Raw genomic sequence first — 24,846 nt, forward strand, 5'->3', positions numbered from 1 at the left:
GCAAACCAACAATTTATTCTTTGAATTTCTGACAGCATACTTTATAGGCAAACCGCAATTACGGTATTGACAAAAAATTATATTAATTGTATATTAAAAATGATTTATGGTTAAAGATTCATGACAGACTGCTTGTATGTGAATGAAAGAGAAAGATATAACACAAAAGGTACTGGAAGATAATAATGATATATTTGCGGATATTGTTAATGTGTTGTTATTTGATGGAAAGTCGGAGGTTGAAGAGAATGAACTTGTTAATACGACAGTTCATTCACAGTATAAGGCTGAAGATGGAAAAGTTCATGAACAGGAACGCGATATTGCTAAGTATTGGAAAAGAGGAGGTACAGACATAGTCCTGTATGGCATAGAGAATCAGACAAAGGTTGAGAAAAGAATGCCGGCAAGAATATCAGGATATGAAGGTTCTTCATACAGAGGTCAATGTGATAAGAAAACAATAGTGCCGGTAATAACGATGGTTCTGTATTATGGTACAGACAGAAAATGGACAGCACCAAAGAATCTTAAGTCTCTGATTAAAGTCCCGGATAATCTGGATAAGTATGTTAATGACACTAAAGCTAATGTATTTGAGATAGCGTGGCTGACAGATGAACAGATAGCAAAGTTTACGAGTGATTATAAGATAGTTGCTAATTTCTTTGTGAACAAGAGAAAGAACAAAGATTACATACCAGATGATAAGACAACAATTAAGCATGTGGATGAGATACTAAAGTTCTTATCAGTTATGACAGGGGATAACAGATATGAAGAGATATTGTCAGATAAGGAAGGAGTGAGCAATATGTGTGATGTAGCGCAGAGACTTGAAGACAGGGGAATTGAGAAAGGACTTCAGAAAGGAAGAGAAGAAGGCAACCAGATGATATATTCACTGGTCGAAGATGAGAGCATAAGTATGGAAAAGGGTGCACAAAAGCTAGGGGTAAGTGTAGAAAAGCTGCGAGCTAATATGATTAATGCGGGATACAAGTGTCCGGATATGGAGTGATAGCTGACAATATAATATATAAAGATAAAGCAATGCTGGGAAGAGTGGATACTGGCATTGCTTTTATTTTATGGAAAAGTCTGTTTCTGTTCAGGAACTTACTTCTGCGTGTTCCTATAAGAACAATAAATAATCAATCTATATAGGCAAATTTCAGGCAGAAATACATGAAATTGCAGGAATATACCTATCAGGCAGGCACGAGGAAGTTTATCTATAGGCAGATTGGAAGAAAAAGTGAAGGTTGAATAAGGATTCTGCCTGGATATGTCCTATAAATCAAGTGATAATGCGACTACCTATAGGTATCATGAACAACGAATCAATAATCAGATTAAGACATATTTATACAGAACTAGATAAACTGGTTCTTTTCAGTATTATATTCATAATTAATTGATTTTAACTTATTGGTTATTTCTTCCTCAGAAATCATATAAGATTTGCACAGTTCCTCTAATGAATTGTAATTGTCTCGAAGTTGTGTATTGACAAAGCTTAAAAGCATAACAGGGTCTTTAGGCATAGAAAAATCCTCCTTATATTGTGTTTTCAGTGATTGCTCTATTGTTGTACTATTTAGTACAGCATGAATATTTTCCCATATTAAGCATATTCTGTAAATGTAAGGCTTGTATATAAAATTGTATTAAAATAAATACATTTATGGTTGCACGAAAACGATTACTATGTTATAATTTTAACAAGCTAAGAAATATACTACTTAAATAACTGAATATTAAATTATGGAGGTTTTGTTATGGGAAAGAAATGGGTGTATTTGTTTACAGAGGGTAACGCAGATATGCGTGAGCTTCTCGGTGGTAAAGGTGCGAATCTGGCAGAGATGACTAATATTGGTCTTCCGGTTCCACAGGGGTTTACTATTACTACGGAAGCTTGTACCCAGTATTACGAGGATGGTAGAGAAATCAATGATGAGATCATGGGACAGATTAACGAACATATTGAGAAGATGGAACAGATTACAGGCAAGAAGTTTGGAGATATGGAGAATCCACTTTTAGTTTCTGTTCGTTCTGGAGCAAGAGCTTCTATGCCGGGTATGATGGATACAATCCTTAATCTTGGACTTAACGAGGACGTTGTTAATGTAATTGCACAGAAATCCGGCAATCCAAGATGGGCATGGGATTGTTATAGAAGATTTATCCAGATGTATTCAGATGTAGTTATGGAAGTTGGCAAGAAATATTTCGAAGAGCTTATTGACAAGATGAAGGATGAGAGAGGGGTTAAGCTTGATGTAGAGCTTACAGCGGATGATCTTAAGGAGCTTGCAACACAGTTTAAGGCTGAATATAAGTCTAAGATTGGCAAGGATTTCCCAGATGATCCTAAGGAACAGTTATACGGAGCTATAAAAGCTGTATTCCGTTCATGGGACAACCCAAGAGCTAATGTATACAGAAGAGATAATGATATTCCTTATTCTTGGGGAACAGCAGTTAATGTACAGTCTATGGCATTTGGTAATATGGGGGATGACTGTGGAACTGGTGTTGCATTTACAAGAGATCCTGCAACTGGTGCTAAAGGACTTTTTGGAGAGTTCCTTACTAACGCACAGGGTGAAGATGTTGTTGCCGGAGTAAGAACTCCAATGCATATTCAGGAAATGAGTGAGAAGTTCCCGGAAGCATTTGAGCAGTTTAAGGATGTGTGTGCAACTCTGGAAGAACATTACAGAGATATGCAGGATATGGAATTTACAGTAGAGCATGGCAAGCTGTTCATGTTACAGACACGTAATGGTAAGAGAACAGCACAGGCAGCATTAAAGATTGCATGCGACCTTGTAGATGAGGGGATGAGAACAGAGAAGGAAGCAGTTGCAATGATTGATCCTCGTAATCTTGATACACTTCTTCATCCTCAGTTTGATGCAGCTGCACTTAAGGCTGCAACTCCAGCAGGAAGAGGTCTTGGAGCATCTCCTGGCGCTGCATGTGGTAAGATTGTTTTCTCAGCAGAAGACGCAGAAGAGTGGAATGCAAGAGGTGAGAAGGTTGTTCTTGTAAGACTTGAGACATCGCCAGAAGATATTACAGGTATGAAGGCTTCACAGGGTATTCTTACTGTAAGAGGAGGTATGACAAGCCATGCAGCGGTTGTTGCAAGAGGTATGGGAACCTGCTGTGTATCTGGCTGTGGTGATATTGCAATGGACGAAGCTAATAAGAAATTCACACTTGCAGGCAAGGAATATCATGAAGGAGATTATATATCTATTGATGGTACAACAGGTAATATATATGATGGACAGATTCCTACGGTTGATGCCAAGATTGCAGGTGAGTTTGGAAGAGTTATGGAGTGGGCAGACAAGTACAGAAAGTTAAAGGTTCGTACTAATGCAGATACTCCTAAGGATGCCAAGAAGGCAAGAGAACTTGGAGCAGAAGGTATCGGACTTTGCCGTACTGAGCATATGTTCTTTGAAGAGGACAGAATTGCAGCATTCAGAGAGATGATATGTTCTGATACTGTAGAAGAAAGAGAAGCAGCACTGGATAAGATTCTGCCATATCAGCAGGGAGATTTCGAAGCACTTTATGAGGCACTTGAAGGTAATCCTGTAACTATCAGATTCCTTGATCCACCTCTTCATGAATTTGTTCCTACAGAGGAAGAAGATATTAAGAAGTTAGCTGAATCACAGGGCAAGTCAGTAGAGACTATTAAGAATATTATTGCAAGTCTTCATGAGTTTAATCCAATGATGGGACACAGAGGATGCCGTCTTGCAGTAACATATCCAGAGATTGCCAAGATGCAGACAAGAGCTGTTATAAGAGCTGCAATCAATGTTAAGAAGGCACATCCTGACTGGAATGTTAAGCCGGAGATTATGATTCCGCTTATCTGTGAGGTTAAGGAATTAAAGTATGTAAAGAAGACTGTTGTTGAGACAGCAGATGAAGAGATTAAGGCAGCAGGAATCGACCTTGAATACGAGGTTGGTACTATGATTGAGATTCCAAGAGCTGCACTTACTGCTGATGAGATTGCCAAGGAAGCTGATTTCTTCTGCTTTGGTACTAACGATCTTACACAGATGACATTCGGATTCTCAAGAGATGACGCTGGTAAGTTCCTTAATGCATACTATGAATCTAAGATATTTGAGAATGACCCATTTGCAAAGCTTGACCAGAATGGTGTTGGTAAGCTTATGGAGATGACAATAAAGCTTGGAAGACCGGTTAATCCGGATCTTCACATAGGTATCTGTGGAGAGCATGGTGGAGATCCTTCATCAGTTGCATTCTGCCACAAGATTGGTCTTGATTATGTGAGCTGCTCACCATTCAGAGTACCTATTGCAAGACTTGCAGCAGCACAGGCTGCTATTGCAGAAGAGAAATAATCCAATTTCTGACCATAACACGAGTTTCGGGGCATGGAAGGCGAAAGCTTTTCATGCCCCGAAATGTTTAAAATGGAATATTTTTTCATTGCCCTAAATCACGATATGTTCTATAATAATGTAAAATATATATTGATTGGAGCGTATTATGGAACAAAAGAAAATCGAACCTATTCGTGATGCCAGAAAGCTTGGTAAAGCGAAGATGCTGATTCTTGGTATTCAGCATATGTTTGCCATGTTTGGCGCAACTATCCTTGTACCTATTCTGGTATCAGGATACTTTCAGGCTGCCTGCGGTGAGGAGCTTACCAGAGGTCTGTCTGTATCAGTAACACTTTTCTGTGCAGGCTTTGGTACATTGATATTCCACCTGTGTACTAAATTCAAAGTACCTGCATTCTTAGGATCTTCCTTTGCATTTCTTGGTGGATTCTACACAGTAGCTAATCTTGACAGCGGTATGTATGCTGGAATGTCAGCTAATGATAAGGCTGCTTATGCATGTGGTGGTATATTTGTTGCCGGAATGCTTTACTTTGTACTTGCACTTATAATTAAGCTTGTTGGAGTCAACAGAGTTATGAAATTCCTTCCACCTGTAGTTACAGGACCTATCATTATATGTATTGGTCTTTCACTTGCAGGTTCAGCTATTACAAATGCTTCAACTAACTGGTTACTTGCATTTGTTGCACTTGCTGTAATTATTATATTCAATATATGGGGCAAGGGACTTTTCAAGATTATTCCTATTCTTATGGGCGTAGTAATTTCATATGTATTTGCACTTATTCTTAATGCATGTGGCGTACATAATCCTGATGGTTCAGCAATACTTAATTTCTCATCAATTGCATCTGCTTCATGGGTAGGAATTCCAAAGTTCCAGTTTATGAAGTTTGATGTAACAGCAATCCTTGTAATGGCACCTATTGCTATTGCAACAATGATGGAGCATATCGGAGATATGTCAGCTATTTCGGCTACAGTTGAAGAAAACTACTTAGCAGATCCGGGACTTCACAGAACACTTATTGGTGATGGTGTTGCAACAGCATTTGCAGGTGCAATTGGAGGTCCGGCTAATACTACATATGGTGAGAACACAGGAGTTCTTGAACTTTCTAAGGTATATGACCCAAGAGTAATCAGAATTGCAGCAGTATTTGCAATTATACTTTCATTCATACCTAAGTTTTCATCAGTTATATCAACTATGCCAACAGCAATTATCGGTGGTATATCATTCATGCTTTATGGTATGATTTCAGCTATCGGTGTAAGAAATGTTGTTGAGAACAAGGTTGACCTTACTAAGTCAAGAAACCTTATTATTGCAGGTGTTATATTTGTATGTGGTTTAGGCTTCGGTGGTGGACTTACATTTACAATCGGTGGAACATCTATAACACTTACAGCACTTGCAATCGCTGCTATAGCAGGTATTCTTCTTAATGCTATATTACCTGGTAATGATTATGAATTCGGTAAGAATCCAGCAGGTGACAGCAGCCGTGGAGTTTATGTTATGAACACAGACTCTGAAAAAGAAGAATCAGAAGATAATAAGTAAATAACAATAAAATTTGGAGGTACTTAATAATGATGGATTTTGAGAATGAGAAGAATATAACTATATTTACACATCCACTTATCCAGCATAAGATTTCAATTCTTAGAGATAAGAAAACAGGAACTAATGAATTCAGAAAGCTCGTTGAAGAAATAGCTATGCTTGAAGGTTTTGAGGCATTATCAGATCTTCCAACAGAAGATGTTGAGATTGAGACACCTATTGAGACTTGTATGACACCTATGATTTCAGGACGTAAGCTTGCAATTGTTCCTATCTTAAGGGCAGGCCTTGGCATGGTTCCTGGTGTACTTTCACTTGTACCAACAGCTAAGGTTGGACATATTGGAATGTATCGTAATGAAGAGACACATGAGCCTGTACCATATTACTGCAAGCTTCCACATCCAATAGAGGAAAGAACTATTGTTGTAACAGATCCGATGCTTGCAACAGGTGGTTCGGCAGTTGATGCAATTGACCAGATAAAGAAGGTTGGCGGAAAGCAGATTAAGTTCATGTGTATCATAGCTGCCCCAGAGGGAGTTGAAAAGCTTCATAAGGCGCATCCGGATGTTCAGATATACATTGGACATCTTGACAGAGAGCTTAACGCAGATGCTTATATTTGCCCAGGACTTGGGGATGCCGGAGACCGAATCTTCGGAACTAAGTAAATAATTATGGGCATGTAATTGCTTTGTGTTAAGAGATATGATAGTGTGTAAAATGCGGCTCCCAACGGGAGCCGTTTTTGTAACTTATATTATTTAATTAAGGAGATTTCGATGAGCAAGGAGGAAAACAGAAAGAATTTTTCTAAATATGTATCGCAGAATATTCTCGGAATGATAGGGTTTTCATGCTACGTTCTTGCTGACTCGTATTTTATATCTATAGCAAAGGGAGCAGACGGACTTACAGCATTAAATCTTGTTATGCCATTATATAGTATAATATTCTCAATTGGTGAGATGATTGGTGTTGGTTCAGCTATAAGGTATGCAATTAGTAAGATTAAAAAAGATGCAGATGCAGATGATTATTTCTGGAATGCATTAATATGGTGTATATTGTCAAGCATGCTATTCGTTTTTGCCGGAATATTCTTTTCGGCAGATATCATGCGTGTTCTAGGAGCTGATGAACATATTGTAGCAGTTGGAAATAATTACACTAAGATATTCATGTGTTTTGCACCTATGTTTATGTGCAACTATGTGACTAATGCATTTGTAAGAAATGACGGAGCACCGGGAATTGCTATGAGTGCAACACTTTTTAGCAGTTTGTTTAATATAGTATTTGACTATATTCTCATGTTCCCGATGAATCTGGGAATGGAAGGTGCAGCACTGGCAACAGCTTTGTCGCCGATTATCGGAATGGGAATATGCAGCATACATTTCTTCTCTAAGAAAAGCAGTGTCAGGCTTGTTGTGTGTAAGCCTTCAGTCAGAAAACTTGTGGCAGGGTGCCAGCTTGGTGTATCGGCATTTGTAGGAGAGATGTCGTCAGCGGTCATTACACTTGCTTTTAATTTCGTAATACTTAAGCTGGCTGGTAATGTCGGAGTAGCTGCATACGGAGTTGTGGCTAATATTGCAATTGTCACAACTGCGGTATTTAATGGTGTTGCACAGGGAAGTCAGCCACTTATAAGCAGTTGTTTCGGCAGGGGAGACAAGGATGGATGTACACAGTTAAAACGAATGGGATATACAACAGCATTTGTACTTGCAGCGGTTATGTATAGTATATTGTTTATATTTGCAGGACAGTTTGTCGCAGTGTTTAACAGTGAAGGTTCAGAAATGTTAAGGCTTTACGCAACAGAAGGTGTTAAGTTATATTTTATTGGAATATTCTTTGCGGGAATTAACATTGTAGGTGGCGGTGCATTCAGTGCAACAGAGGATGCGTTTAAAGCGGCAGTTGTTTCTGTGGCAAGAGGATTTGTGCTGATTTTAGGTGCAGTTTTTGTAATGTCGGCATTTTTTGGAATGACAGGAGTATGGCTTGCGTATGCTGTTGCTGAGGGAATAACAACATTTATAATGCTTGTAATGGCGATGAGAGTGTGATAGAATATTTGCGGACAAAATTATCCCAGAGATTGGGGAAATATGAAAGGAGTCTATATAATTATGAGCAATATTGCAGACAAATTTGAAGAACTTGGAGTAATTCCAGTAGTAGTATTGAATGATGCTAAAGATGCACTTCCATTAGCTAAGGCTTTAGTTGATGGTGGTCTTCCTTGTGCAGAGGTTACATTCCGTACAGCAGCAGCTGAGGAATCTATCCGTCTTATGCATGAAGCATATCCAGATATGGTACTTGCAGCAGGTACAGTACTTACAACAGAGCAGGTTGACAGAGCTGTAGCAGCTGGTGCTTCAGTTATCGTAAGCCCAGGATTTGATCCAGAAATCGTTGATTACTGTATTTCTAAGAACATTCCTGTTATGCCAGGTATCGTTACACCTTCAGAGCTTGCACAGGCTGTTAAGAGAGGCCTTACAAGAGTTAAATTCTTCCCAGCTACAGCTGCAGGTGGAATTAAGATGATCAAGGCTATGTGCGCAGCTTACACTAATGTAAGAATCATGCCTACAGGTGGTATCAACACAGCTAACCTTGAGGAATTCTTATCATGCGATAAGATCTTCTGCTGTGGTGGTTCATGGATGGTTAAGGGTGATATGATTAAGGCAGGAGAATTTGACAAGATTAAGGATATGACAGCAGAGGCTGTTGCTCTTGTTAAGAAGATCCGTGGCTAATCACCAGTGATTGTTAATAGCAAAGATACATATAAACCCCGTATTCTGTTTTGCAGGATACGGGGTTTTGTACGTATATTATGTTTTTTAGTGAATTACAGATTAGAAAAAATATTCTCAATTTCTTCATGGGGAAGTACAAGGGCAAATCTTACATGACCTTCTCCAAGGCTTCCGAAGCTGCTTCCAGGTGTACATAAAACGCCAGTCTTATTAAGAAGTTCCATAACATAATCAGCTGAACTGGTATAGCCGTCAGGAATGGCAGCCCATACAAACATTGTGCCTTTAACATCAGCAGGTTTAAGTCCAAGCTTCTTAATTCCGGCAACGAGAGCATTTCTTCTTAACTCATATTCAGCACGGTTGTCAGCGACATATCCTTGCGGACCGTTAAGTGCAGCAACAGCAGCTTTCTGATATATAAAACTTGTTCCATAGTCAAATTGTGAGCGGACAGTTTTGAATTTGCTTACGATTTCACGGTTTCCGATAAGAAATGAAAGGCGCAGACCAGTAAGATTATAAGTCTTAGAAAGAGAGTTGAATTCAACTCCGACTTCCATAGCACCTTCGTGGCTTAAGAAAGAGCCACCAATCTGTCCGTCATATATAATCTCAGAATATGCGTTGTCGTGAATAATAATGATGTTATATTTCTTGGCAAATGCGATGAGTTTATCGTAGAATTCATCAGGTGCAGTAGCACATACAGGATTCAGTGGATAAGATACAACCATCATTTTGGCTTTTTTTGCAGTATCTTCATCGATAGAATCAAAATCTATAAGATAATCATTCTCTGGGAGAAGATTGTAATAAGCAATCTGTGCGTCACACAGGAATGGTCCAATCTCGAATATAGGATATCCTGGATTAGGAACTAAGCATAAATCACCAGGGTTGCACAAAGCAAGGGCAATATGAGCCATGCCTTCCTGGGTTCCGAATACAGAGGCGACTTCATCAGGTGTGATAACGGTGTTGTAACGGCGTTTGTACCATTTGCATACAGCGTCAAGCAATTCATCAGTATCACCAAGTGAGTACTTGTAATTCTCAGGGTCAAGTGCTGCCTCTGAAACAACCTTCATAACAGATTCATCAGGCTTGAAATCAGGAGTTCCTACAGTAAAGTTATATACCGGCTTTCCCTGTGCAAGTCTGTCATTCTTTTTCTGATTAAGTATATTAAAAATGTTGCTGCCAAAGCGGTCAGCTCTCTTAGAAAATTCAATATTCATATGTATACTCCATTTCTTTAAATGCGTATCTGCATGCATTTTATTCAGACCCGAAATATAGAAAAATTTCAAGCCTATCGAATAAGATACTAGCATAATTAACAAAAGTCAATTTTAAGGTGTATTTTTTGGTGAAAATGTGATAGTTTTATATATGTAAGTAGAAATAAATAAGATATGGCGGTCTGCAAATGTTACATACAGGAACATTAAACGGTAGAATGCAGACAGAAAGGAAAGGTAGAAGATATGTCAGTACAGGATTATCTTAGTGCAGTAAAGATTGGTAAAAAAGAATATCATGCGTGTGTAAATAAGGGTACGTACCCATATCTTCCGGTTTTGGAGGATATTATTGATGAAAACAGTATTGACAGAGAAGTTAGTCTTGGAAGTGACCAGATTCCGTTAAGACTTGTGGTTGGAACATGTACAGCAGGTAGAACTACTGCATTTGCAGACAACTTCATGCCTATACTTGACTGGGGAACAGAATTTTCAGCAAAGTGGGCTTCGCTTAGCGACAGTCAGGTGAATGAAGGAATAAGAGACGATATTAAAGTATATGAGTACATGAATAAGTTCTATGTGCTTGAAGGTAATAAAAGAGTCAGTGTACTTAAATATTTTAAGGCGGTGACAGTAAGTGCACAGGTTATAAGAAAGATACCTAAATACAGTGATGATCCTGATGTTAAGATATATTATGAATTCATGGATTTTTATAAATCTACCAAGTTAAACGATATATATTTCAGTAAAGAGGGCAGTTTTACAACTCTTATGGAGCTGGTTGGAATTACACCAGGAGAACCAATGGATGAGGATGATAAGAAAGACCTTGTTTCGTGCTATCTTAATTTCAGGCTTGCTTATGAATCAAGAGGAGGGGATAAGTTTGATTTTCCAACAGGAGATTCATTTTTACGCTTCATTCATATTCACGGATATGATGCTGTTAAGAAGATGACTAAGTCTGAGATGGCAAAGAATGTCGCCAAAACATGGGCTGAATTCGAGCTTCTTGATGATAACAGTGAAGTGGAACTTAAGATGACGCCGGCAGCAGCACCTAAGAAGAATATATTAAGCTATCTGCTTCCAATGGGTGGAGGAGTTAAGAAGCTTAAGGTTGGATTTGTATATGAAAAAACACCGCAGGATTCAGAGTGGTGTTATGCACATGAGCTTGGAAGACAGTATATTGATGATACATTTGGTGACCAGATAGAGACATACGTTGAGGAGAATGTGATACCGGAGCAGAATGATGAGGCGGCAATCAACAGACTTATAGATAAAGGATGTGATCTTATATTCGTGACATCTTCGGCGATGAATATGGCTGGACTTAAAGCTGCAATAGCACATCCGTCAGTAAAGATTCTTGATTGTTCTCTTAACATTTCACATAAATATATCAGGTCATATTATGCAAGAATGTTTGAAGCAAAGTTTATAACAGGGATTATTGCAGGTTCACTGGCTGATGACGATAATGTTGGTTATATAGCTGATAATCCGGTTTATGGGGCATGTGCGAATATAAATGCATTTGCATTGGGAGTAAAGTTTGTTAATCCAAGAGCCAAGGTTTACCTTGAATGGAACAGTATTAAGGATAATGATTCAGAGGAAAATCTTGCTAAGAAGAATATAAGCATTATTTCTAATCAGGATATGATTACTCCGGGCAAGAGTAAGAGAAAGTTCGGGTTGTATAAAGCGAGTGATTCGGATAAGCACCTGGCTATGCCTGTATGGCACTGGGGAGTTTTTTATGAAAAGCTTATACAGAGCATTATGAGTGGTTCATGGAGTAAGGATGAGGACGGCGATAATGTAAAAGCACTTAATTACTGGTGGGGAATGTCGGCAGGAGTTGTTGATCTTATATATTCAGAGAGTCTGCCATCAGCAACTAAGAGACTTGTAAAGCTCTTTGAGAAAGAACTTAAGGAAGCAAGGTTCAGAGTGTTTGAGGGTGAATTAAAAGATCAGCAGGGTAATATAAGGGTTGAAGAAGGGAAGCTTATTGATCCGGAACATATAATTACTATGGACTGGCTGCTTGATAATGTGGTTGGCAGACTGCCTCGGTATAATGAACTTACAGATAATGCTAAATTAAAAATGGCACTTCAGGGTGTTGTCAAAGAAGAAGAATAGAAAGCATGCTGCCTGCAGTGGTGGCTGGGGAATTATTAATGAAAATACTTGTGTTAGCGGATGTTGAATCAAAGTACTTATGGGATTATTTCGAAAAGGAAAAATTGGAAGGTATAGATCTTATACTTTCAGCAGGGGATTTAAAGCCCCAGTATCTGTCGTTTCTTGCATCATTTTCAAAAGTACCTATTCTTTATGTGCATGGCAATCATGATGACTGTTATGATATACAGCCACCGGATGGATGTATCAATATTGAGGATAAGATATATGTGTATAAAGGTGTCCGTATTATGGGACTTGGTGGTTCTATACGCTATAAGAAGGGAAAGAACCAGTATACACAGAAAGAGATGAACCACAGAATTAATAAAATGTGGCTTTCAATAAAGAAGAACAGGGGCTTTGATATACTGCTTACACATTCACCGGCAGCGGGAATAGGTGACGGACCTGACGAACCGCATAAGGGTTTTGAGGGCTTTAATTATCTGTTGGAAAAATATAAGCCTAAGTATTTCATCCATGGTCATATCCACAAGACCTACCAGATGAAGTTTAAGCAGGAATATGAATATAATGAGAATACTAAGATAATTAATGGTTATGAGAGATATATATTGGAATATCCGGATGCTTAATCTGCACCGTGGCATATTAGCTTAATAGCAAATGTGCCACGGTGTTTTACATATTTTTGTCATATTTTAATATGAAGTACTTAAAAGTTATGAAAATGGTACCTATTTCCTACTTAACATACATGTACTTTTTGAGTAAAAGTTGCTAATATAACGACATAAACCCTTGCTGGTTAAAGCAAAATGCACAAAAAAATGTATTGAGGAGGAAAAGCAAAACATGAAAGCTATTATTAGCAAAGCAGCTCGTAGAAAATGGGCATGGGTACTTGCATTGGTTATGATTGTGAGTATCGTGATTCCTACATCACTTCTTACAGCAAAGGCGGATGTTGGAACAGTTAAATTTATTGATGGTGCGGCAGGATGGTTAGAGTCAGCATATGCACAGTGGACCATTGATAATCAGGCAGAAGGATATACAGCATATATCAAGAAAGCCAGTCAGTCAGATTCTGCCTATGCAAGAATCGACAATGAACTTATCAGAAAGTATAAGAACTACTACAGGGTTGATGCAGTAGGACTTGCGGCAGGTGACTATGTTATTAAGGTAGTTCCTGTAAAGAACGGAAAGGAAGTTACTGACAAAGCACAGGTTACTAAGACACTCAATGTAAGTTCTTATGACAGATCCGGATTTGCATTTTCATCTGAATCAAAATATAAAACAGGTTCAGGTGCTTACAATGAGAATGGAACACTTAAGAAAGATGCAATTGTTCTTTATGTTACTAACGATAATGCAAAGACAATTAAGGCATCAGTAAAAGAGGCAAAGGGAGAGAAGGAATATACAGGTCTTCAGACAATAATTGATGCATATACAAAAAGTGCTAGCAAGGGGATAGAAACAAGAGCACTTGATGTTCGTGTAATCGGATGTGTTACAGATACTGCAATGGATAAGTTTTCAAGTTCATCTGAGGGAGTACAGATTAAAGGAGCTAGTGCTTATTCAAATCTTAATATGACAATAGAGGGTATCGGAGATGATGCAACAATCAATGGATTCGGTTTCCTCTTAAGAAATGCAGGAAATGTTGAGATGAGAAATTTCTCAATTATTAATTTCATGGATGATGGTATTTCTCTCGATACAGCAAACTGCAATGTATGGATTCACAATGTTGATCTGTACTATGGTAAAGCAGGTGGGGATGCTGACCAGGCAAAGGGTGACGGTTCAATTGACATTAAAGGTAATTCACAGTATATAACAGTTTCATATGTACATTTTTATGACTCAGGTAAGTGCTCATTATGTGGAATGAAGAGTGAGTCTGGTCCTAACTATATTACATATCATCATAACTGGTTTGATCATTCTGATTCAAGACATGCAAGAGTAAGAACAATGTCAGTGCATATGTATAACAACTACTATGATGGCAATGCAAAGTACGGTGCTGGTTCAACAATGGGTTCTTCATTATTCATACAGAATAACTATTTTAGAAACTGTAAGAATCCAATGCTTTCATCTAATCAGGGAACAGATGCACTTGGTGAGGGTACATTCTCAGGTGAGAACGGTGGTATCATTAAAGCATATGGAAATGTTATCGTAGGTGCACAGAAGATTATCTATGCAAATGCTGTTTCAGAAACAGGTGATTCTGCAAATGCGGCATCATTTGATGCATACCTTGCAAAGTCAGCAGATGAGAAAGTTCCATCTTCATATAAGACTGTAGCAGGTGCAACATCTTATGATAACTTTGATACAACTAAGGATCTCGGAGTTAAATCAGGAAGTCTTAATAATGCAGAAGATGTACCTTCAGTAGTAACATCTGCAAAGGGAGCAGGAAGCCTTGGTGGTGGAGTGATTTCATGGACATTCTCTGATAAAGATGATTCTGTATATGCCATTGATAAGGAATTAAAGGCAACAGTTACTAATTACAAGAATACAGACCTTGTTTCTGTAGGTGGTACTAATGCGAAGATTGTATCACCAGATCCAACAACAGAAGAAACTAAGGCAACAGAGAGTACAACAAAAGCAACACAGGCAACAACAAAGGAAACACAGACAACAACAAAAGCAACACAGGCAACAACTAAATCAACAGAAAGCGCAACAAAGGCAACTGAAAAGGAAACAACGGGTTCAGATGCAACAACATCATATGATAAGACAAGCCTTTCTTATTCAGGTGCGTATACAGATATCAGTAAGAAGAAAGATGCAGATTTCAAGAATGCAAAATATGTATCATCTTCAAATGAAATTCTTAATGCAATCAGTTCAGCTAAGGCTGGCGATGTAATTATTGTAAAAGAGGGAACATATAAGTTCTCTGATACAATTGTAATTAATAATGCCATGAATGGAAAATCAGGCTCTTATATTATTGTAAAGGCTGAAAGTGGCAAGGAAGTTAAGTTTGATTTTTCAGCACAGAAGCTTGACGGAGCTAACAGAGGTGTAGTTGTAGATGGAGATTACTGGTATTTCCAGGGAATTAATTTCTATGGTGCTGGAGATAACGGAGTATTACTTGCTGGTAATAACAACATTTTTGAAAAATGTGTATTTGAAGCAAACAGAGATTCAGGACTCCAGATTTCAAGATATGACACAACGGCTGCTACTAAAGATTTATGGCCATCAAATAACCTGATTATCAACTGTACATCACATGATAACTGTGATTTCCCTGACCAGGGCGGTACAGGTGAGAATGCAGATGGATTTGCTGCAAAGCTTACATGTGGTGAAGGCAATGTATTTGACGGATGTATATCATACAGCAACTCAGATGATGGATGGGATTTATTTGCAAAGAGTGCAACAGGTCCTATAGGTGTAATTACAATAAGAAATTGCGTTGCATTTAACAACGGAACATTATCTAATGGTGTTCATTATGCTAATGGAGATATGAATGGATTTAAGCTTGGTGGTTCAGGTGTTGGAACTCCACATAATGTAATGAATTGTCTGTCATTTGACAATGGTGCAACAGGATTTACAGATAATAATAACCCAACAGGTCTTACAATTGTAAATGTTACAGCATGGGGCAATGGAAAGTATGCTAAGAAGGGTAACTTCTTATGTTACAGAACATCAAGTGCAGCAATATTTAAGGGACTTGTATCAGCTGGTGCAATTGATTCAGATAAGTTTACTGGTAAAATGGCTGATTCAATATATTACAATTCAGGTAAGTATTATAATCTTTCAGGTTCTTTGTTTACTTCTTTAGTAAGTGGAGATAAGAAGGGAACTGTTGTAACTGACCCTGCTAAGACAGCTGGAATGTTTAAGAACACTGTTAATGCAATTGATATGAGCAAAAATATAGATAAACAGCTTAGAAATGCTGATGGAACAATTAACATGAACAGCCTTTATGAGACAACAGGAAGCTATGCTTCAATGGGAGCAAGATTCAATGTTGCTAATCAGATGATTAGTGTATCTTCAAAGAATTCATCATCTGAGGTAACTAAGCCAGAAGAGACAACAAAGGCTCAGGAAACAACTAAAGCTACTGAAGGCACAACAAAGGAGACACAGGCTCCAACTAAGGCGACAGAGGCAACAACAAAGGAGACACAGACTCCAACAAAGGCTACACAGGCTCCAACAAAAGCAACAGAAGCTTCTTCAGTATCAACAAAGGGTGAAAAATTAATTCTTAATGCTAATGATGTTTCAACAGGAAAGATTAAGAGTTCAACTGTAGTTGATGGTCTTAAGATTGTTGCAACAAGCAAAAAGACTGTAACGGTTGATAAGAGCAATAAGGATTACAAGAATATCAGCTTTACAAAGAGAATCAAGCTTGGCGGTGCAGGAAGCGAATCTGCAAGAGCTATTGCATTTAAGACAGCAGGTGAATCTAAGGTAAAGATATATGCAACAAGCTCAGATACAGATACAAGCAGACTTATTAAGATTATTGATAAGAATGGTAATGATGTAACAAGTACAGCTAAGATACCTGGTTCTTCACTTAAGTCAGTATCATTCAGATTAGATGAGGCAGGTGAATATTATATTGTATCAGAATCTGGTGGAGTTAATATTTATTATGTAGAAGTATCTAATGGTATAGCGTATTAATATTTTGAGAATTTCCCCGCACATAGTGCGGGGATTTTTTTGCAAAAACATTTTATGGTAAAATATACACAAAGACTTGACCTTGACATAGGTTCATAGTTTACAATTTGAACAAATAAAAGAAAGGAATGGTCTTTGTTATGAAAAACAAAAATAGAAGGCTGATCAGTTGTCTGCTTAGTGCAATCCTTTTGCTTGTTATGAGCTTTGGATTTGGAACATTTGCAGGAGCTGAGGAATCAGATTCATCAAAGCCTGTTGTCTGGATTGTGGGAGATTCGACAGTCAGTGCTTTCACAGACAATTATTATTATCCTAGATATGGATGGGGAACACAGATTGATAAGTATCTGGATGGAACTTTTGAGGTAAAGAATATTGCTTTATCAGGAAGAAGTTCAACAAGCTATACAGCGGATAAGGAGTATGGTGAGCTTATAGCTGGAATGAAAAAGGGAGATTTTCTTCTTGTTGGTTTCGGCCACAATGATGAAAAAGCGGAGAGCGGAAGATATACTAACCCTAATGGAGATTATAAAACAGCAGGTTCATTTGCTTATTCTTTATATGAGAATTATATAAAGCCAGCACAGGCAGCAGGAACAACAGTTGTTTTATGTACACCGATTGTAAGAAGAACTGCTGATGGCAACTGGTCTGACAGTCAGCTTCATGTTACAGCTGCTTCAGGAGAGTTTGAAGGAGGAAGTTATCCACAGGCAATCATTAATCTTGGAAAAGATCTTAATGTTCCAGTGGTTGATATGACTTCTCTTACTAAGAAATTATATGATTCATTAGGAGCAGCCGAGACAGTTAATTTACATGCATGGACATCATCAAAGCCAGAAAGTGTAGACAATACGCATACTAATATCTGGGGCGGAACATATAATGCATATCTTGTTACTAAGACAATTAAGGAACTTAATGTAGCAGGACTTGCAGAGCATATTATTGATGCTAAAGCACCAACTAAGAGTGATGTTTTAAAGTCTAATCCTGATTATAAAGAGTCAGAATATTCAAATGATTTAAAAGACAGCGAATTATGGGCTAATGCAGGAATCTTTAAGGGAACTGTATTTGGAAATGTTGGCGGCAATGATAAGATAGCATCTAAATTTAAGCTTGAGAGTCTTGACAATGGTAATATTAATATTGCTGTTAATGGAGCAGGAAAGATAGCAAGTACTGCTGATGGAATTGCTATGTATTATTACAGAGTTCCAGCAAACAGTAATTTTACAATTACAGCAAAGGCGACTGTAAACAGTTTTACATCTAATGATCAGGTATCATTCGGTCTTATGGCAAGAGATGATATGTATGTAGATCAGTATATTAACAGTACAATGGGTGACTATGTTGCAGCTGGTCCACTTAAGCTTACTAAGAAAGATTCTGTATGGAACTGTTTTGCAAGAAAGAGTGGCGCTCTTACACAGGGCGGAACATGTGCTAATGAAATTAAGGCTGGTGAGACATATAACCTTAAAATCGAAAGTAATACAGATGGTTATGCATGTACATTTGGTAATGAAGAAACTATTACAGGTGGTTTTGATTTTAAATTAACTTCTGTAGATTCAGAATATGTATATGTTGGAATGTATGTTGCAAGAAGTGCTGATGTGACATTTTCAGATGTTAAGCTTGTTGTTGATGGTAAGGAGATTACATCTGCAGGCGAACCAGAGAATCCAACACCGGGCGAACCAGAGAATCCAGCACCAGGTGAACCAGAGAATCCAACACCGGGTGAACCAGAGAATCCAACACCGGGTGAACCAGAGAATCCAGCACCAGAGCAGCCTGCTAAACCAGAGACACCGGCAGAGCAGCCAGCTACAGATCCAGTGGTATCAGACAATAATGGTGTTGAGACAGGTGATTCATACCATATGGTATGGTATATTGCTGCAATGACATTAACAGCAGGAATTGCATGTGTTGAATTAAAGAGAAAGAAGACATTCGATAAATAAGTTTATAAGAATTTACTTCTCCTAATATTTCCAGAAAAAGCTTCCGGTTAACTGCCGGGGCTTTTTCATTTTTACATAAAAAAATATATTTTTATTAAGAAAAATCTTAAAATATTTAAAAATGGCTTGCATTATCCTATAGGCTGTGATATATTTTCTTAGACACAAAAACAAATGTCCGTCACAGAAAGACAGAACAGAGGGAAGTGTCTTTTAGATTTTACATATTGAAGGAGTTAAAAATGAGCGATAAGTTAAGAGTTGGTATCCTTGGCGGTACAGGTATGGTAGGACAGAGATTTATAACATTACTTGAGAATCATCCTTGGTTTGAGGTTGTTTTAGTAGCAGCTTCAGGACGTTCAGCAGGAAAGCTTTATGAAGATGCTGTTGAAGGACGCTGGAAGATGCAGACACCAATGCCAGAGTTCGTTAAGAAGATGACTGTATATGATATGGATAAGGATTTTGATGAAATTGTTTCTAAGGTAGATTTCGTATTCTGTGCAGTTAATATGCCTAAGGACCAGATTAAGGCTATAGAGGAAAGATATGCTAAGGCAGAAGTTCCAGTTGTTTCTAATAACAGTGCTAATCGTTGGACACCAGATGTTCCTATGGTTGTTCCAGAAATCAACCCAGAGCATCTTGAAGTTATTAAATATCAGAGAGAAAGACTTGGTACTAAGAGAGGATTTATCTGTGTTAAGCCTAACTGTTCAATCCAGAGCTACACACCTGCTCTTAATGCATTAAAGGAATTCGGACCAAAGCTTGTTGTTGCAACAACATATCAGGCAATCTCAGGTGCTGGTAAAACATTTGAACAGTGGCCAGAGATGGTTGAGAATATCATCCCTTATATTGGTGGCGAGGAAGAAAAGTCTGAGAAAGAGCCTTTAAGATTATGGGGTAAGATTGAGGATGGAAAGATTGTTCCTGCAAGTGATCCGGTTATCACATGTCAGTGTATCAGAGTTCCAGTTCTTGATGGACATACAGCAGCTGTATTTGTTAACTTTGAGAAGAAGCCAACTAAGGAACAGATTATTGAAAAGTGGAGAAGCTTCAAGGGAGTTCCACAGGAACTTAATCTTCCAAGTGCTCCAAAGCAGTTCATCCAGTATCTTGAAGAAGATGACCGTCCACAGGTTAAGCTTGATGTAAATTATGAGAACGGAATGGGTGTTTCACTTGGCCGTTTAAGAGAAGACAGTGTGTTTGATTATAAGTTTGTTGGTCTTTCACACAACACATTAAGAGGTGCAGCAGGTGGAGCTGTTCTTATTGCAGAGCTTCTTAAGGCACAGGGTTATATCACTCCTAAGGATGCAGAATAATTAAATTCTAATACACATACCAGAAAAGAGATGTCAGAGATGGCATCTCTTTTTACTTGCTTAAAAACCTATTATGATATAAAATTATGAAACGACTTAAAGAGTTAAGAGGGGACATTTACATTGAAGGAAAATTATTTTTATGCAATGCTGTCGAGAATGAAATATATTAACAGATGGGGACTTATGCAGAATACACGCCATGAGAATCTGTGCGAGCATAGTCTTGAAGTGGCATTCATAGCACATGCATTGGGAATTATCAACAATGAGATATATGGTGGGAATATTAATGCTGAAAGGCTTGCAATTCTTGGAATGTATCATGATGTTACAGAGATAATTACGGGTGATCTTCCGACTCCTGTAAAGTATTACAATCCGGTTATAAGAAATGCTTATAAGGAAGTAGAGCATGTTGCAGAGGAGCAGATGCTCTCAGGTCTGTCATCTGATATAAGAGCACATTATAAGGGTGTGTTATCAGAGACAGAAGAGGAAGAAGAACTCTGGAAATATGTAAAGGCGGCTGATAAGATGTCAGCTTATATCAAATGTCTTGAGGAAAAGAAGTCTGGTAATATGGATTTTGCTGATGCGGAAAAGACAATATATCAGGCTATTGTTGATATGAATATTCCGGAAGCAGATTATTTTATAAAAGAATATATACCAGCTTATATGGGAACTCTTGATGCTTCAGGAGAATAATAATTGTGTAATAGACACAGAAATGAGGGATATAATGGGAAAATCCGTATATATCGCGGAAAAACCAAGCGTAGCGCAGGAGTTTGCCAAGGCACTGCATGTGAACTTCACAAGAAAAGACGGATATCTTGAGGGTGGAGACCATATTGTGACATGGTGTGTAGGACATCTGGTAACTATGAGCTACCCGGATGCATATGATCCTAATCTGAAAAGATGGAGCTTTGACACATTGCCATTCATACCAAAGGAATTTAAGTATGAGGTTATACCTGCAGTTGCGAAACAGTTTAATATAGTTAAAGACATTCTTACAAGGGATGATGTTGAATATATATATGTGTGTACCGATTCAGGACGAGAGGGAGAATATATATACAGGCTTGTGAGGCAGGAGGCAGGCGTTAAGGGAAAGAAAGAGCGCCGTGTGTGGATTGATTCGCAGACCGAGGAAGAGATTCTTAAAGGAATTAATACGGCTAAAGATATATCTGAATATGATAATCTGAGTGATTCAGCGTATCTTCGTGCGAAGGAAGATTATCTTATGGGAATTAATTTCTCAAGAGTTCTTACATTGAAATATGGACGCAATATTGCTAATTACCTGCACCTTGACAGGGCAGTTGTATCTGTCGGAAGGGTTATGACATGTGTTCTTGGAATGGTAGTAAGAAGAGAACGGGAGATAAGAAGCTTTGTAAAGACACCGTTCTACAGAGTTATTGGACAGGCACAGGCTGAAAATTCAACATTTGATGCAGAATGGCGTGTAAGTGATAAGAGTATGTATGCCGGTACGCCATATTTATATAAGGATAATGGTTTTAAGGAAAGGAAAAAGGCTGAGGAACTTGTTAAGTTCTTATCTGATCCACTGCCGGCACAGGGGGTAGTTGATTCTATTGAGAGAAAGAAAGAAACCAAGAATCCACCGCTTCTGTATAATCTTGCTGAAATTCAGAATGAATGCAGCAAGCTGTTTAAGATAAGCCCTGATGAGACCCTTAATATTATTCAGGAACTGTATGAAAAGAAACTGGTTACTTATCCAAGAACTGATGCGAGAGTGTTATCGACTGCGGTAAGTAAGGAAATACATAAGAATATAGGAGGACTCAGGAATTTTCCGCCTGTGAAGGAGATAGCTGAGCATATATTACAGAATAATATGCAGAAGGGGATTGAAAAGACAAGATATTGCAACGATAAAGCAATCACAGACCATTATGCGATTATTCCGACAGGACAGGGGTTTAATAATTTAAAGAACTTGTCAGTTACAGCTGCGAGAACTTATGAGATAATTGTAAGAAGATTCTTAAGTATATTCTATCCACCGGCTATTTATCAGAAGGTAAGTATTACCAGTGATGTAAAGAATGAAAAACTGTATGCTTCATTTAAAGTGCTTGTAGATGAAGGGTATCTTAGCGTAGCTAAGAACTCATTTGCAAAGGCGAGAAATGATGCAAAAGTAAAGGATGATGATAGCGTCGATAATAAGGAAGATAATAAATGTGATGCAGCTTTATTTGAGGTATTGAAAAAATACAGAAAAGGTTCTACAATCACATTTAATGGGTTTAATATCAAAGAAGGTGAAACATCACCTCCTAAGAGATATAATTCAGGTTCTATTATTCTTGCAATGGAGAATGCAGGACAGCTTATTGAAGATGAGGAGCTGCGTGCCCAGATTAAGGGTAGTGGAATAGGAACAAGTGCTACCAGAGCTGAAATCCTTAAAAAACTTAATACTATTAAGTATATTTCTATTAATTCTAAGACACAGATTATTACGCCTACATTTTTAGGTGAGATAATATATGATGTTGTAGATAATTCTATCAGGCATCTGCTTAATCCGGAGCTTACGGCAAGCTGGGAAAAAGGACTTACAGGTGTAGCAGAGGGGAATATTACAGCAGATGAGTATATGGAAAAGCTTGATGGTTTTGTTTCGAGAAGAACAAGGGCTGTTATGGCATTAAGGAATCAGGCGGGGCTTATAGGACTTTTTAACGAGACCGCTAAGAATTATAAGTAAATGAGTGAAAGGAATTAAATATATGTGCGGAATTGCAGGATATGTAGGGGACAGAGAAAGCGCAGATGTACTTGTAGATGCATTATCTAAGCTTGAATACAGAGGATATGATTCAGCAGGTATTGCGGTATTTGATCATGGTAATATAAAGGTCAAGAAGTGCAAGGGAAGACTTGCCAACCTTGTTGAGAAGATGGATGAAGAAGGAAAACCACAAGGACATGTTGGAATTGGTCATACAAGATGGGCTACGCATGGAGAACCATCAGACATTAATTCACATCCACATGGCAATAAGAGAGTTACTATTGTACATAACGGTATAATTGAGAACTATAAGAAGCTTAAGGATTTTCTTGTCGGAGAGGGATATAGCTTTGCAAGTGAAACAGATACTGAGGTTGCTGCAAAGCTGCTTGATTACTATTATGATGGTGACCCGATGAAGACTATTGCAAAGGTACTGTCAGAGATTAAGGGTTCATACGCACTTGGAATTATGTTCAGGGATTTCCCTGATGAGATATTTGCAGTAAGAAAGGACAGCCCTCTTATTGTTGGCGTTGGAGAACATGAGAATTTCATAGCATCTGATGTTCCGGCTATTATTCACTACACAAGAGATTATTACCTTCTTGACCAGAATGAGATTGCAGTTATTAAGAAGGATTCAGTTAAGATATACGATGTTCATGGTAATGAGATACATAAGGAATTAAATACTGCTGACTGGGATGTTGATGCTGCAGAAAAGGGCGGTTATGCGCACTTTATGCTTAAGGAAATTCATGAGCAGCCAGATTCTGTAAAGAGAACAATTGTGCCAAGAATCATGGACGATATGCCTGATTTCAGTGCAGAAGGATTCAATCCTGATAAGTTAAAGAATTATAAGAATATATATATTGTTGCCTGTGGTACTGCAATGCATGCCGGAATGGTCGGTAAATATATAATAGAAAAGATAGCAAGAGTATCTGTAACTGTTGATATTGCATCAGAATTCAGATACAGAGATCCTCTTATTAGTGAAGATGACCTTATGATTGTTATATCACAGTCAGGTGAGACTGCTGATACTAAGGCTGCACTTGAACTTGCAAAACAGGCAGGTGCTGATACTATGGCAATTGTTAATGTCAAGGGTTCATCAATTGCAAGAGAAGCAGATATGGTTGTATATACACATGCAGGTCCTGAGATTTCAGTTGCTTCAACGAAGGCATATATGGTTCAGGTATCAATTATGTATTTAATTGCATTTGAATTAGCTTATGCTAATGGTAAGATGGATGAGGCAGAATGCAGCAGATATACTAAGATGCTTGAAGAAATACCTGAGGTTATTGAAGAAGCCATTGCACTTGAGAGTAAGTGTCAGTTTGCAGCATCCAAGCTTATTAATGCAGACAGTCTTCTTTATATAGGACGAGGTCTTGATTATGCACTCAGTATGGAAGGTTCTCTTAAGTTAAAGGAGATATCTTATATTCATTCTGAATCATATGCAGCAGGAGAGCTTAAGCATGGAACTATCTCGCTTATTACAGAACAGATGCCTGTAATTGCAATAGCAACACAGAAGAATCTTGAGGAAAAGACTATAAGTAATATTAAGGAAGTTAAGTCAAGAGGAGCATTTGTAGTGCTTATTGCAGAACCAGAGCTTGATATTGAGGATGGAGTGGCAGATATTGTTATTAAGCTTCCACAGGCAGACCAGCTTCTTATGCCTATGGTTGCGGCAGTCCCATTACAGCTTATTGCCTACTATACAGCAGTTCTTAAGGGTAACGATGTAGATAAGCCAAGAAACCTTGCAAAATCTGTTACTGTTGAATAATTGAT

At 38.1% G+C, this 24,846-nt stretch carries 16 protein-coding genes; 14 read left to right on the top strand and 2 right to left on the bottom strand.

Translation table 11 applies throughout. The features are described 5' to 3' along the window. Positions 1 to 142 precede the first annotated feature (142 nt). The gene (locus GKE48_RS09770; protein WP_154300974.1) at positions 143 to 1,021 is read left to right on the top strand and encodes an Rpn family recombination-promoting nuclease/putative transposase; all 879 of its coding nucleotides are present in this window, start codon (positions 143 to 145) and stop codon (positions 1,019 to 1,021) included. Between the two features lie 355 nt (positions 1,022 to 1,376). Here GKE48_RS09770 and GKE48_RS09775 read toward each other — a convergent pair whose 3' ends face one another. Beyond that, a complete protein-coding gene (locus GKE48_RS09775) occupies positions 1,377 to 1,547 on the bottom strand; it encodes a DUF4250 domain-containing protein (RefSeq protein ID WP_055285811.1) in 171 nt (56 codons plus the stop codon). Positions 1,548 to 1,781: 234 nt separating this feature from the next. On the opposite strand from GKE48_RS09775, the gene ppdK reads away from it, so the two are divergent. The 5 genes from ppdK to GKE48_RS09800 all read left to right on the top strand — a co-directional run bounded on the left by ppdK (position 1,782) and on the right by GKE48_RS09800 (position 8,774). Further along, on the top strand, positions 1,782 to 4,412 hold the full coding sequence (gene ppdK, locus GKE48_RS09780) for a pyruvate, phosphate dikinase (protein ID WP_118369904.1): 2,631 nt from the start codon (positions 1,782 to 1,784) through the stop codon (positions 4,410 to 4,412). A gap of 148 nt (positions 4,413 to 4,560) precedes the next feature. Beyond that, a complete protein-coding gene (locus GKE48_RS09785; RefSeq protein ID WP_012739489.1) occupies positions 4,561 to 5,988 on the top strand; it encodes a uracil-xanthine permease family protein in 1,428 nt (475 codons plus the stop codon). Between the two features lie 29 nt (positions 5,989 to 6,017). Continuing rightward, complete coding sequence (gene upp / locus GKE48_RS09790) at positions 6,018 to 6,665, top strand: uracil phosphoribosyltransferase (RefSeq protein WP_012739488.1); 648 nt, start codon at positions 6,018 to 6,020, stop codon at positions 6,663 to 6,665. Between the two features lie 111 nt (positions 6,666 to 6,776). Next, complete coding sequence (locus GKE48_RS09795) at positions 6,777 to 8,072, top strand: MATE family efflux transporter (RefSeq protein WP_022097683.1); 1,296 nt, start codon at positions 6,777 to 6,779, stop codon at positions 8,070 to 8,072. Between the two features lie 63 nt (positions 8,073 to 8,135). Next, positions 8,136 to 8,774 (top strand): bifunctional 4-hydroxy-2-oxoglutarate aldolase/2-dehydro-3-deoxy-phosphogluconate aldolase, encoded by a 639-nt coding sequence (locus GKE48_RS09800; protein ID WP_022097684.1) that lies wholly within the window; start codon positions 8,136 to 8,138, stop codon positions 8,772 to 8,774. A gap of 95 nt (positions 8,775 to 8,869) precedes the next feature. Here GKE48_RS09800 and GKE48_RS09805 read toward each other — a convergent pair whose 3' ends face one another. Then, a complete protein-coding gene (locus GKE48_RS09805) occupies positions 8,870 to 10,018 on the bottom strand; it encodes an aminotransferase class I/II-fold pyridoxal phosphate-dependent enzyme (protein WP_022097685.1) in 1,149 nt (382 codons plus the stop codon). Between the two features lie 249 nt (positions 10,019 to 10,267). Between GKE48_RS09805 and GKE48_RS09810 the strand changes: the two genes are divergently transcribed. The 8 genes from GKE48_RS09810 (at position 10,268) to glmS (ending at position 24,841) form a co-directional block, all read left to right on the top strand. Continuing rightward, positions 10,268 to 12,187, top strand: coding sequence for a BMP family ABC transporter substrate-binding protein (locus GKE48_RS09810; RefSeq protein WP_154300975.1), 1,920 nt, complete (start codon positions 10,268 to 10,270; stop codon positions 12,185 to 12,187). Positions 12,188 to 12,225: 38 nt separating this feature from the next. Then, complete coding sequence (locus GKE48_RS09815; RefSeq protein WP_154300976.1) at positions 12,226 to 12,828, top strand: metallophosphoesterase family protein; 603 nt, start codon at positions 12,226 to 12,228, stop codon at positions 12,826 to 12,828. 220 nt (positions 12,829 to 13,048) lie between these two features. After that, positions 13,049 to 16,909, top strand: a complete 3,861-nt coding sequence (locus tag GKE48_RS09820) for a pectate lyase family protein (RefSeq protein ID WP_154300977.1) — start codon at positions 13,049 to 13,051, stop codon at positions 16,907 to 16,909. 140 nt (positions 16,910 to 17,049) lie between these two features. Continuing rightward, a complete protein-coding gene (locus GKE48_RS09825; protein ID WP_154300978.1) occupies positions 17,050 to 18,897 on the top strand; it encodes a carbohydrate esterase family 12 protein in 1,848 nt (615 codons plus the stop codon). A gap of 242 nt (positions 18,898 to 19,139) precedes the next feature. Further along, complete coding sequence (gene asd, locus GKE48_RS09830; protein ID WP_012739480.1) at positions 19,140 to 20,237, top strand: aspartate-semialdehyde dehydrogenase; 1,098 nt, start codon at positions 19,140 to 19,142, stop codon at positions 20,235 to 20,237. Between the two features lie 123 nt (positions 20,238 to 20,360). Beyond that, positions 20,361 to 20,948: a 5'-deoxynucleotidase gene (gene yfbR, locus GKE48_RS09835; RefSeq protein ID WP_081458296.1), complete on the top strand. Its 588-nt coding sequence runs from the start codon at positions 20,361 to 20,363 to the stop codon at positions 20,946 to 20,948. A gap of 34 nt (positions 20,949 to 20,982) precedes the next feature. After that, the gene (locus tag GKE48_RS09840) at positions 20,983 to 22,998 is read left to right on the top strand and encodes a DNA topoisomerase (RefSeq protein WP_173016915.1); all 2,016 of its coding nucleotides are present in this window, start codon (positions 20,983 to 20,985) and stop codon (positions 22,996 to 22,998) included. A 22-nt stretch (positions 22,999 to 23,020) separates the two neighbouring features. Continuing rightward, the gene (gene glmS / locus GKE48_RS09845; protein ID WP_154300980.1) at positions 23,021 to 24,841 is read left to right on the top strand and encodes a glutamine--fructose-6-phosphate transaminase (isomerizing); all 1,821 of its coding nucleotides are present in this window, start codon (positions 23,021 to 23,023) and stop codon (positions 24,839 to 24,841) included. Positions 24,842 to 24,846 lie beyond the last annotated feature (5 nt).

This window comes from Lachnospira eligens (assembly GCF_009680455.1).
Lineage (GTDB): Bacteria > Bacillota > Clostridia > Lachnospirales > Lachnospiraceae > Lachnospira > Lachnospira eligens_A.